Source organism: Enterococcus sp. AZ177 (assembly GCF_050544585.1).
In the GTDB taxonomy this organism is placed as follows: domain Bacteria; phylum Bacillota; class Bacilli; order Lactobacillales; family Enterococcaceae; genus Enterococcus_L; species Enterococcus_L plantarum.
In genome coordinates, this window is sequence record NZ_CP172944.1 from 257921 (window position 1) to 270489 (window position 12569).

12 protein-coding genes are annotated in these 12569 nt (G+C 37.3%); 11 read left to right on the top strand and 1 reads right to left on the bottom strand.

The window, feature by feature from the left end; all coding sequences use genetic code 11:
• Window positions 1-23 precede the first annotated feature (23 nt).
• From rpsO to IGJ34_RS01250, 6 genes are all read left to right on the top strand, one after another.
• Window positions 24-293, top strand: coding sequence for a 30S ribosomal protein S15 (gene rpsO / locus IGJ34_RS01225; protein ID WP_010770485.1), 270 nt, complete (start codon window positions 24-26; stop codon window positions 291-293).
• 210 nt (window positions 294-503) lie between these two features.
• Window positions 504-2618: a polyribonucleotide nucleotidyltransferase gene (gene pnp / locus IGJ34_RS01230; protein WP_206834127.1), complete on the top strand. Its 2115-nt coding sequence runs from the start codon at window positions 504-506 to the stop codon at window positions 2616-2618.
• Between the two features lie 186 nt (window positions 2619-2804).
• On the top strand, window positions 2805-3665 hold the full coding sequence (gene mreC, locus IGJ34_RS01235; RefSeq protein WP_069654138.1) for a rod shape-determining protein MreC: 861 nt from the start codon (window positions 2805-2807) through the stop codon (window positions 3663-3665).
• A gap of 1 nt (window position 3666) precedes the next feature.
• Complete coding sequence (mreD, locus tag IGJ34_RS01240) at window positions 3667-4182, top strand: rod shape-determining protein MreD (protein WP_069654137.1); 516 nt, start codon at window positions 3667-3669, stop codon at window positions 4180-4182.
• 244 nt (window positions 4183-4426) lie between these two features.
• The gene (locus IGJ34_RS01245; protein WP_430597932.1) at window positions 4427-5746 is read left to right on the top strand and encodes a coiled-coil domain-containing protein; all 1320 of its coding nucleotides are present in this window, start codon (window positions 4427-4429) and stop codon (window positions 5744-5746) included.
• Between the two features lie 372 nt (window positions 5747-6118).
• Entirely contained in the window at window positions 6119-7420 is a 1302-nt protein-coding gene (locus IGJ34_RS01250; RefSeq protein ID WP_430597933.1) for a coiled-coil domain-containing protein, read from the top strand.
• Window positions 7421-7512: 92 nt separating this feature from the next.
• On the opposite strand, the gene IGJ34_RS01255 is transcribed toward IGJ34_RS01250, so the two are convergent.
• Window positions 7513-9318 carry a M3 family oligoendopeptidase gene (locus tag IGJ34_RS01255; protein ID WP_069654134.1) on the bottom strand — a complete coding sequence of 602 codons (1806 nt, stop codon included), beginning with the start codon at window positions 9316-9318 and terminating at the stop codon, window positions 7513-7515.
• 161 nt (window positions 9319-9479) lie between these two features.
• Between IGJ34_RS01255 and IGJ34_RS01260 the strand changes: the two genes are divergently transcribed.
• The 5 genes from IGJ34_RS01260 to IGJ34_RS01280 all read left to right on the top strand — a co-directional run bounded on the left by IGJ34_RS01260 (window position 9480) and on the right by IGJ34_RS01280 (window position 12535).
• Entirely contained in the window at window positions 9480-9944 is a 465-nt protein-coding gene (locus IGJ34_RS01260) for a VanZ family protein (RefSeq protein ID WP_069654214.1), read from the top strand.
• Between the two features lie 202 nt (window positions 9945-10146).
• The gene (locus IGJ34_RS01265) at window positions 10147-10542 is read left to right on the top strand and encodes a YxeA family protein (RefSeq protein WP_069654133.1); all 396 of its coding nucleotides are present in this window, start codon (window positions 10147-10149) and stop codon (window positions 10540-10542) included.
• Between the two features lie 77 nt (window positions 10543-10619).
• A complete protein-coding gene (locus IGJ34_RS01270) occupies window positions 10620-10829 on the top strand; it encodes a hypothetical protein (RefSeq protein ID WP_430597934.1) in 210 nt (69 codons plus the stop codon).
• 408 nt (window positions 10830-11237) lie between these two features.
• Entirely contained in the window at window positions 11238-11963 is a 726-nt protein-coding gene (locus tag IGJ34_RS01275; RefSeq protein WP_111248088.1) for a YebC/PmpR family DNA-binding transcriptional regulator, read from the top strand.
• Window positions 11964-12136: 173 nt separating this feature from the next.
• Window positions 12137-12535 carry a DUF1801 domain-containing protein gene (locus IGJ34_RS01280; protein ID WP_430597935.1) on the top strand — a complete coding sequence of 133 codons (399 nt, stop codon included), beginning with the start codon at window positions 12137-12139 and terminating at the stop codon, window positions 12533-12535.
• Window positions 12536-12569 lie beyond the last annotated feature (34 nt).

Consider the following 12569-nt stretch of genomic DNA (forward strand, 5'->3'; position numbering starts at 1 on the left):
CTACTAAAGAAGAGGTGAAAAACATGGCAATGTCAAAAGAAAAGAAAAACGAAATCATTAGCGAATACGCTCGTCATGAAGGAGATACTGGTTCACCAGAAGTACAGATTGCTGTATTAACTGCTGATATCAATCACTTGAATGAGCACGCTCGCGTTCACAAAAAAGATCACCATTCTTACCGTGGACTAATGAAAAAAATTGGTCACCGTCGTAACTTGTTAGCTTACCTACGTAAGACTGACATCCAACGTTACCGCGTATTGATCGAACGTTTAGGATTACGTCGTTAATCAAAAAAGGAAAAGCGAGATTCGTAACGAACCTCGCTTTTTAGCTTATTTAAAAGCAAAGGTTCGGTATCCTTAAAATACTAAAAAATAATCATCTTTGGAAAGTTTGAATAAATCTACTAACCAAATAAAAGGACTCAATTCGTTTGAATCTTTTCATTTGTTTAGTAGCAGTCTAACTTTTCCGAAGAATCAAAGGAGAAAAGATACATGTCAGAAAAACAAGTGTTTAAAACAACTTGGGGTGGACGCCCTTTACAGGTTGAAGTTGGCCAATTAGCGAAACAAGCAAACGGCGCAGTATTAGTTCGTTATGGAGATACAGTAGTGCTAAGTGCGGCAGTTGCCTCAAAAGATGCGAGAGATTTTGATTTCTTTCCATTGACAGTCAACTATGAAGAAAAAATGTACTCTGTAGGAAAGATTCCAGGTGGATTTATCAAACGTGAAGGTCGTCCAAGTGAACGCGCAACATTAACGGCTCGTTTAATTGACCGTCCAATCCGTCCGATGTTTGCGGAAGGTTTCCGTAATGAAGTTCAAATTACAAATACTGTTATGAGTGTTGAACAAGATTGCACACCAGAAATGGCGGCAATGTTTGGTTCATCTCTAGCTTTAGCAATTTCAGATATTCCTTTTGACGGACCAATCGCAGGTGTTGATGTTGGTCGTGTCGATGGCGAATATGTATTGAATCCAACAGTCGAACAATCTGAAAAAACAGATATCGAATTAACCGTTGCTGGAACGAAAAAAGCAATCAACATGGTTGAAAGTGGTGCCAAAGAAGTATCTGAAGAAGATATGCTTGGTGCGTTACTTTTCGGTTTTGACGCAATCAAAGAATTAGTTGCTTTCCAAGAAGAAATCGTTGCCGCTGTCGGTAAAGAAAAAATGGAAATCAAATTATTACAAGTAGATGCTGACTTGAAAAAAGAAATCTTCGCGGCTTACTATGCTTCAATGAAAGAAGCCGTTATGACCGAAGAAAAACTTGCTCGTGAAGTCAACATCGATGCGATCAAAGATCAATTAAAAGAAGCGTATGCTGAAAAATTTGCTGGTCACGAAGAAGAAGCGCAAGTGGCGAAAGAAGTTAAACAAATCGCAGAAGATCTAGAAAAAGACGTAGTTCGTGAATTGATCACGATTGATAAAATCCGTCCTGATGGTCGTAAATTAGACGAAATCCGTCCATTGGCGTCAGAAGTTGGTATTTTACCACGCGTTCATGGTTCTGGATTATTCACTCGTGGACAAACCCAAGCCTTGTCTGTCGTAACGTTAGCACCGCTTGGCGAACATCAAATCATCGATGGTTTAGGTGTAGAAGATAGCAAACGTTTCATTCATCATTATAACTTCCCGCAATTCTCTGTTGGTTCAACAGGTCGTGCAGGCTCCCCTGGTCGTCGTGAAATCGGTCACGGTGCCTTAGGCGAACGTGCGATGGCGCAAGTGATTCCAAGTGAAGCGGATTTCCCTTACATGATCCGTGTGGTATCAGAAGTTTTAGAATCAAATGGTTCTTCTTCACAAGCAAGTATTTGTGCGGGCATCTTAGCATTGATGGATGCTGGTGTACCAATTAAATCACCAGTAGCTGGAATCGCAATGGGGCTTGTCAGCGATGGCGAAAACTATACGATTTTAACAGATATCCAAGGTTTAGAAGATCACCTAGGCGACATGGACTTTAAAGTTGCTGGAACAAAAGACGGAATCACGGCACTACAAATGGATATCAAAATCCAAGGAATCACTGAACAAATCTTGACAGAAGCATTGACTCAAGCGAAAAAAGCCCGTATGGAAATTCTTGCTGAATTGACATCAACATTGGCTGAACCTCGTCCAGAGTTAAGCAAGTATGCACCTAAGATCGAAATGATCCAAATCGCTCCAGCTAAAATCAAAGATGTTATTGGTAAAGGTGGAGAAACGATTAACGGAATCATTGATGAAACTGGCGTGAAGATCGATATCGATCAAGAAGGTAATGTAAGTATTGCTTCTGCTGATGCAGATATGATCAAAAAAGCCATCAAGATCATTGAAGAGTTGACAAAAGAAGTTGAAGTTGGACAAGTTTACCTTGGTAAAGTTGTTCGTATCGAAAAATTCGGCGCATTTGTTAACTTGATTAAAGGTAAAGATGGACTCGTTCATATTTCTCAATTAGCAAACGAACGTGTAAATAACGTTGAAGATATCGTAAAACTTGGCGATGAAGTGCTTGTAAAAGTGACTGAAATCGATAAACAAGGTCGTGTGAATGTTTCACGTAAAGCGTTATTGACGGAAGAAAATAAAGAAAAATAAGCAACAGAAGTTTGCTTTTGATTTAGAGTTTATTAAAGCAGAGTATGGCGTTTAGCCTACTCTGTTTTTTTGTAAAAATAACTTTATTTAATAAAAAAATGTAAAGACGCACCACAGCTCTTTTGTTTGCCTCTAATTAGTGGTAAAATTATTTCTATCAGTCTAAAGATTATTCGGGGTGTCGATGTGAAAAAATTTAATCCAAATAAAAATATAATTATCACACTGATCATAGTGATCATTGTGGTTACGATTATTAGTTTGACCGCAGCACATAGAACTAACAGTGGGAAGACGAATCTTGGTCAATCAGCAGTCAATGATAGCGTAGGGTTCGTTGATAAAGTTATTTCGTTTCCAGGTAAAGCAATCAGCAGCGGTATTTCATCAATTACTACACTGTTCAATACGTACGATGAAAATGAACGCTTAAAAGAAAGAATCGACGGGTATGGAGAACTCTCTATCCAAAATGACAACTTAAAAAAAGAAAACGAAACTTTAAAAAAAGAATTAGCCTTGAATGAGACATTAGGGAATTACGAGAAAGTAACAGCAACAGTTGTGTCCCGCTCTCCTGATATGTGGCAAGACTTATTGATTGTCGATCGAGGCTCCAATGACGGCATCGAACCAAATATGGCTGTCTTAGCGCAAAAAGGACTGATTGGTCGTGTGGTTGAAGTAAATGCAACGACGTCTAAAGTTGAACTATTAACATCGAAAAATCAAAATTCCAATCATTTTCCAGTCCAAATCAATTCTGAAAAAGGAGATTCATATGGTCTTCTAAAAGATTACAATGATAAGGAAAATACATTGATCGTTAGCCAATTGGTAGGCGATATGGATATCAAAGAAGGCGATATTGTTCAAACGTCTGGACTAGGACAAAATTCTCCTGCAAATCTCCCAGTCGGTGTTGTACAAAAAGTTAAACCAGACAGTTACGGCTTGGATCGAGAAGTTTACGTTAAGCCGTACGCCGAAATGTATAATATCCCCGTTGTAACAATCATTAAGAGACTAGCTGGAGCGGGGGAGTAAGATGCAAGTAATCCGAAAAGAAAATGTTAAATACTATGCGCCAGTGGTTTTCTTTTTACTGATGCTGATTGATGGTCAATTGACTCAAGGTGCGCGGAATTTAACGGATAACGTCTATTTTGCCAATGCTCATTTCTTGTTGCTGGCATTTTTAATGGCAATACCTAATCTCTCTAAACGCTATTTGGTCATTACAGCGGTGGTCTTAGGGATGATTTGTGATAGTTATTATATTGGAATCATCGGTATTTACACTGTTGCACTAACGGCCACAGTGATGATGATGTACCGATTTCAACGAGTGGTTCATACAAATTTACTGACAGCATTTTTTGGAATGATTATTTTTGTAACGACATATGAATTGATTGCAGTAGGACTACAAGTTATTTTCCACATATCAACTGTAGCGCCTCTATTATTTATCACGAAGGTTTTAGGGCCAACATTGCTGTTTAATATGTTAATTTTTGTTATTTTTTCTTATCCGCTAAAGAGATTATTCGCTAATGAATAGTCTCTTTTTCCTATGCTTGAAAGGTGATTCTATTAAGATTGAGAGTGCTTGAGTACCAATTTTTCGACAGCAGAATAAAATATCGATCGTTATTTAAATGTGTTGCATGAAACAATTTTGTAATATCCCTTTTATCTGTATGTCATACTGCTATGTTACAATTACATCGTTGCCAATTTAAGATAAAACGAAATTGTACGTATAAATTATAAATACCTAAAGCGAATACCGGAGGAATCAACTAGTGAAAAAAAGTATAATATCAGCATTGATGGTATGTTCAGTTACCCTTACCTCAGCTGTTTTGCCGATGGCGGCAGTTGCAGATGACTACGATACAAAGATTGAACAACAAAATGAAATCATCAACGGATTAAAAACACAAGAATCAGAGGCTGCGACTAAATTAGCAGCAATCGAATCAGATATGCTAACTACTGCGACTAAAATTGATGAATTAACAGCAAAGAGAAAAAAACTTAAAACAGAAATCACAAAATTATATGGCGAAATTTCTGATTTGAACGTTCGTATTCAAAAAAGAGAAGTGCAAATGCGTAATCAAGCGCGTGATGTTCAAGTAAGTGGAACAAGTACTAGTTATTTAGACGTAATCATCAATTCTGATTCTATTTCAGATGCAATCAGCCGTGTTCAAGGAATCACAACATTAGTTAATGCAAATAATGATTTACTGGAACAACAAACCTCTGATAAAGAAGATGTAGAAAAAAAGACAAAAACAGTAGAATCACAAATTTCTGTTTTAGAAACGTCAGCAAAAGAATTAAATGAAAAACAAGCGTCTCTTAATACCTTGAAGATTGAACAAGAAATTGCTAAAAATGAATTAGAAGCACAACGCTCAACAGAAGAAAATAAAAAATCTGAGTATGTTGAACAAAAAGCAGCAGCCCAAAAGAAATTAAAAGAAGAACAAGCGAAACAAGCAAAACAAGCTGAAGCACAAAGAAAAGCGGAGGCTGAAGCTGCTAAAAAATTGGCAGAAGCACAGGCAGCAAATCCTGGACTTGCGAGAACAAATGTTGTAGAAGAAAATGGAACCACAACTGAAGCACCAACAATACCAGTTTCAGAAAAAACTAGTGAAAATACTGGTGGTAGTAGCATTGGTACTGGTAAAGTATCAGAGGCGAAGAAAAGAGCTGCGCAAATCGCTTTAAATGCTGTTGGACAGACAAATCCTACAGGCTGGGGTCAAAGTGGTGAGTGTATTGTGGCTGTACAAAATTGGTTAAATGCAGCAGGCATTAGATTCACACCAGGTGGTCCACACAGTGGCTATACACAATCAGGAGCGGTACAAGTATCTTGGTCTGATGTCCAAGTTGGAGATGTGGTTCAATACGAAAACGCTCTTAGTCCGGATGCTTGGTTAGATGGCGTTCATACAGTCTTAGTCGTTGGTGTTAACGGTAGTTCAGTTCAAATCGTTGAATCAAACAATCCAGCTGGCTCTGGTTATGTGTCAACAACTACAGGTTGGACACCAAGTCCATATGCAGCAAACTTTAGAGCTGTTGTATGGCGTTTCCCAGGATAATTTAAAAACAAAAATTCGATCCCCGCTAGCAAAATAGATTTGTTTTGCTAACGGGGAATAATTGTAATATATTCTCGAATGAAGTGTTGAGAAAAAGAATGGATCGTTTTTTTGAATTACCCTCAATCAATTACAAAATAGTTTATTCTATAATACCGAATCAAAAGCCCTGTTTAATGCGATATTTACGGATTATAACTAGAGAATAGTCGCTGTCATTTTTAACTTTCAAAAATGAAATACTCCTGTAACATTAATTTTATCTGTATGACATGTGACTATGATACAATGATTTCGTTGTCAATAATAAGAATGAAAATTACTCAAACACTAAACGAATTTATTATAAGCGAAAAGTCGGAGGAATGAATTGTGAAGAAAAGTGTATTACCATTACTAATGATTTGCTCATTAGCCCTTACATCTGTAGCAGCACCAATGATTTCATTAGCAGATGAAGTGGACTCTAAAATCCAACAAAAAGATCAAGCAATTTCAGGATTGAAATCTCAAGAAGCTGATGCTCAGAGCCAAGTGGCTGCAGTACAAAGTCAAGTAGCTTCTATTAATGAAAAAGCAGAAATTTTACTAGCTGAACAAGGCAAATTAAGAAAAACCTCTACTAACTTAGCAAATGAAATCAAGCAATTAACAAAACGTATCGAAAAACGTGAAGTGGCTATCCAAAACCAAGCGCGTGACGTACAAGTTAACGGAAACAGCACAAGCTACATGGATGCATTATTGAATGCAAAATCAGTTTCTGATGCCATTACGCGTGTAACTGCAATGTCTACAATTGTTAATGCAAATAATGACTTAGTAAAACAACAACAAGAAGATAAAAAAGCCGTAGAAACAAAGAAAACTGAGAATGAAGAAAAATTACAAGAATTACAAGATAATCAAGTAGAACTTGAAGCGCAAAAAGGTGATTTGGTTAAAGCAGAAGCTGATTTGAATGTATTACAAACAACATTAGCTGCTGAAAGAGCAACTGCTGAAGATCAAAAAGCTGGATTAGTGAAAGAAAAAGAAGCGGCACTTGCTGAACAAGCACGTATTGCTGAACAAGAAAAAGTAGTAGCAGCGAATGCTAAAAAGGCAGCTAAAGAAGCGGCAGCAGTCAAGGAAACGAAACCAGCTACGACGAATTCTTCTACTGAAGAATCAACAACTGGTAGTTCAACAGAAAATAATAATTCAGGTGTTGTAACACCTCCTACTAATAATGGCGGAGGCAGCGGATCAGTTACGCCAACTCCACAGCCAGAACCTGTAGTACCTGATCCAGAACCAGAAAAACCAGATTTGCAACCATCAACTGGCGGATCTGCAATCTCTGTTGCAGCAGCACAAGTTGGTAAACCATATGTTTGGGGTGCTAAAGGACCAGGAAGTTTTGACTGTTCTGGTTTAGTCTACTACGCATTTATGAACTCAACTGGCCGTAATGTCGGTGGTTATACAGTTGCACAAGAAAGTGCTGGTACTCGTATTTCTGTAGGCGAAGCTCAAGCTGGAGACTTATACTTCTGGGGTAGCCCAGGTGCTTCTTACCACGTAGCGATTGCTACAGGTGGTGGCGGTTATATCCACGCTGGTAACGAAAGTACAGGTGTTGAATACAGCAATGTTGGTTCATTTACACCAAGTTTCGCTGTACGTATGTAATCAAATGTAAGAGCCAGACTCATGTCTGGCTCTTTTTTTTGTATACCAGTCAAAAAGAAGCGTCAACGAAATTACGTGGACGCTTCTCAACACTAGTTAATATATCCTTCTGTCAATTCCATAAATTCATTCACATCTTTTAACACTTGGTCGATTCCAGCTTGCCAGAAATCAGGTTGTGTTAAATCAACCCCAAGATGTTTTTTAGCTAAATCCTCTGAAGTCATTGAGGCTGTATCGCGAAGTAAAGCAATGTACTGATCTTCAAAATCACTACCTTGTTTATTTGCATAGGCGTAAATTCCCATGCTGAACAGGTAACCAAAGGTGTAAGGGAAATTGTAAAACGGTACATCATCAATAAAGAAATGCAGTTTACTTGCCCAAAAATGAGGATGATAGGTCCCTAAACTATCTTGATAACTTTCTTTTTGCGCTTCAAGCATCAATTCAGTTATTTCATCTTCACTAAGCAATCCTTTTTGACGAGCTTCATAAAAGCTATTTTCAAAAATAAAACGAGAGTGGATGTTCATAAACATTGCAATAGCATTTTGCATTTTAGTGTCTAATAAGTTGATCTTTTCTTCAGGAGTCTTGGCTTCTTTAAGTGTTGCATCAGCAACAATCAATTCTGCGAATGTACTAGCTGTCTCTGCAACGTTCATTGCATATTCCCGATCAAGACTTGGCAGGTCCCACATCACGCTGCTATGGAACGCATGGCCTAATTCATGAGCTAACGTAGCAACTTCATTGATTGAATTTCCGAATGTCATAAAAATTCTAGATTCTTGGGATTCAGGAAGTTCAGTACAATAGCCACCAGGGCGTTTATCTGGACGATCTTCCGCTTCAATCCAACTTTTTTCGAAAGCACCTTTAGCAAATGTTGCCATTTTGGGACTGAATTTTTCAAAGTTTTCTAAAATAAAATCAGCAGCTTCGTTAAAACTATACGTTTTTTCTTGTAAATCGCCTAAAATAATTGGAGCATCTTGGTCTTGCCAGTCCATTTTTTCTTTTCCAAACAATTGTGCCTTGCGGGTCAGGAAATCGATAAAGGGTTGTTTATTCTTTTGAATCGTTGCCCACATAACATCGAGTGTTTCTTTTTGCATACGGTTATAGTTTAACGGTTTTTCTAAGAAGTCGCTCACACCGTGAAGTTTATAGTCACTTAAACGGAATCCATCCAAATGATTTAAGGTATCTGCTAATAATGGCGCTTTGTCGCTCCAAGCTTTTTCCCAGGAATTAAACAATTCTGCACGTACTTCTGGGTTAGGATCACTCATCATTCGGTTAAAAGCTTGCCCAGCTGAAAGCATAGTAGTGTTATCGCCCTCTTTAAATGGAATCAAAATACTTGCTACAATGGTATCATAGTGGCTACTCCAAGCATTTAGTCCATCTAACGACAAAGTGTTAATGATGTTTTCCTCTTGTTCAGTTAATAATTGCATGCCATCGCGACGAATTTCATTTAAACGAAACGCAATGGATTCAAATGCTGGCAAAGCTGTAACAGTTTGCCAATGCTCATCAGAAATTTCTGTCAATTTTTTCGTGAAAATAGTTTCTGCTAATTGGATAGCTGGTAATAAAGAAAAAAGATCACCAGATAAGATTTTTGCTTTTTTATCCTTTGTATCAGCAGATGATAATGCATTGATAAAACTATTACACTGTGAAAAACCATCAGAAATAGTTCCTTGTAAAGTTAAAATTTGTTGTAATTCTTGGTAATCTGCATCATTTTCAGGTGTCCATTGTTCAATCAACTGGTGATAGGTTTTACTTTGCTCTTTCAATTCTGTTAAGCGTTGTTCTAATTGTGTCGAGTGGCTACCTCCAGGGAAAATACTATCTAAATCCCAAACGAGCGAGTAGGTCATATCCAATTCCTTCTTTCTTAATTCTGTTTCTTCTAGTATATCATAAGAAAAAAAGATTGAGCGATTGTTTATTTTATTTAGAAAAGCTACTATAATGAAAGTAACTGAAACGAGGTGACAAATTGAAAAAACAATTAAGAAATAGTAATTTTTATATAGTTATGGCCTTTGTGATCATGGCTGTTTTATTTTACAGTTCTTCTCAAACGTATGAACAGCAATCACAAGTAGGCTTACTAGATAATATGTTGAGCAATCATCCATTTAAAGAGCAATTAAAAGGGATTTCGTTTAGTTATGCAGGAAGCGAAGTAAGTATTCAAGCAAGAGGGTATGCGAAATTTGTGGAGTTCTTCATTCGTAAAGGAGCTCATTTTGGGACATACTTTTTATTAGGTGGTAGTTGGTTTATTGGCTTAAATATGAAACTCAAACAACCACTTTTAATCGGTGTTGTTGCATGGCTTGCAGCAACAGGATACGCTGGGTTAGATGAATACCATCAAATGATGACAGGCGGACGTACCCCCCTATTTCAGGATGTGATGTTGGATTCTATCGGAGCCCTTACAGCGGTTGTTCTTTGTTTGCTCGTAATTGGGATTAAAAAATTGAGAAAAAAATAGATTTGATAGAAACAAGCGTAAAGATAGATAATGTAATCGTGTTAAAAAAATAAATGAAGTAAGGCTGTGATAATCAGCTACTTGCTTCATTTTTTTGTTGATTTGATGCAATATCAGTCTCTAGGTGGATGTAGATAGACAGAAAAAAATCTATTATAAGGAGAGTATATGGGATTAGACGAAGAGAAGTGAGGGGCACCTAATGAAACAATTCTGTCAATCGGTACTAGCGATAATTCTGACTATAGCAATCAGTGTGATCGGGCTTAGACTCTATACTTGCAATAACACCTCAACTGTTGCAACTATTATCGATCAATTCAATCCGTTAGTCAAAATTGCAACGCTTTATACTAGGACAACTGAAAATTATAAGTACAAATACCCCGATGCAGTGACTAAAATAGAAAATTTTGCATATGTTCAAACGTGCTATACCAACAAAGGGGAGAAACGAAAAGTAGAGTATATTTCATTTGGAAAGGCATTAGAACCAAACAAGTTTCTTAAATTAACGGTTAAAGGTCAGAAAGTTTTAGGGTGGGAAGAAATCGAAAAACAAGAACTGCCAGAGAAAATAAAGCCATTATTATGGTGAAATGAAAGAATTCTTATGTAGAAGATAGCCTAATTTAAAAGAATCCCTTTTATAATAACAAAGGGGAGTGATGAATCATGGAAATTATGAGTATCCATAAAAGTCAGACAAGAGATACCGCAACATTACCTGAACTAGGAATGGTAGCCTACCGTATTTTTTCAGATACGGGCTGTATCAATATTCAATTACTGAGTGGCAAACAAGAAGAACGTACAATTCCATTTAAAGATGGAGAAGTAGTTAGATTTCGTGATGTGGATGTCCGATTAGATGTGATAGATTAAAACGAAAAGAAAGCGGTTGGGACAAGAGTTTTTAATCTCGAGAAATAAGAAGGAATGTACGAAAATTGATCTTCAAATTTTTGTGAAGTTCAGCTTATTTCCAAAGGGATTGCTTCTGCTCCCGCCGTTTATTCGCATTTTGGGTGTGGAACAAAAGTGATTTTTACTTTTTGTTCCACACCCTTTTTTACGGCAATCTGCTTTAAAACAAGAGTAAAGGTTGCAACTATATAGAAGCATAGTAAAATAGAAGGTGAATAAGTATTCTAGGATTATTTAGCTTTAAGAGCTAGTCTTTTGGGAAAAAGATAAAAATAATTGAGACGGAGAACACCGCAGTTATTTTTTCCTATTTTCCTGATAATACTGGACAAGCTCTTTCAACTTTTTGATGAGGAGGAACAGACAATGGCAGGTCACAGTAAATGGAAAAATATTCAAGGCCGTAAAAATGCACAAGATGCAAAACGGGGTAAGATTTTCCAAAAATTATCAAGAGAAATTTATATGGCAGCAAAAGCAGGTGGTGCTGATCCAGCAACCAATGCTGCGTTAAGACTGGTTATGGATAAGGCGAAAGCAGCTAATATGCCTAATGATAATATTGATCGTGCAATCAAAAAAGCCAGCAGCGCAGGGGAAAATGAACAGTATGATGAGATTACGTATGAAGGATATGGCCCTGCAGGAGTTGCGATTTTAGTCTATGCGTTGACAGATAATCGGAATCGAACGGCAACGAATGTCCGAGTTGCGTTTACTCGAAATGGTGGCTCTTTAGGTGAAACGGGTTCTGTTAGTTACATGTTCGATCGCAAAGGGTATATTGCAATTGAGCGTTCAGGACTGTCTATCGATGAAGATACGATGTTTGAAAATATACTGGAAGCAGGCGCAGAGGATTTGGAGACTTCTGAAGAAGTGTTTGAAATCTATACAGCTCCAGAAGATTTTACGACAGTTAGAGATGCCTTAGAGAAAGATGGCTATACTTTGGCACAAGCTGAATTGACGATGGTACCGCAAACGTTAGTGGAGTTAGAAGAGGAGCAACAGGAACAACTGCAAATACTGATTGATAAACTGGAAGAAGACGATGATGTGTCAGAAGTCTTCACCTCAGCTGACATGTAGATGGTTAAAATAGTGAGGTAGGGACAAGAATGCTTATTTCCGAAGGGATTGCTCCTGATCTCACCGTTTATAAGGAGGTAGTAACTGACTCATGAATTACAGCATTAATCAATAAACCATCAAATTATCACTGTGGAGGATGGGTGATTAGAAAATAGTAAAAGAGGGATAACATGAAAGAAATCATAGATGAAAGTGTGGCAACTATTTTTGAACAGTACCCTGAAGATTATCGAAAACCGTTATTGGTCCTTCGTGAATTGATTTTTGAGACGGCAGCACGTTTAACAATTGTTGGTGAGTTGGAAGAAAGTTTAAAATGGAATCAACCTTCCTACGCTACAAAAATAAGCAAGTCAGGTAGTCCGGTTCGTATCGATCGTTTTGGTGCTGAAAAAGTAGCAATTTTCTTTCATTGTCAAACAACATTAGTAGAGGAATTTAGAGCGTTGTTTAGTAATGTTTTTGAGTTTTCTAAAAACCGAGCAATTGTACTTGATCCCGAAAAGGAATGGCCTATCAATGAACTAACTTTTTGTATTGAACAGGCTTTAACTTACCATAAACGCTAAACTAAAAAAGACTATAAAATACAAGGCATGGTCG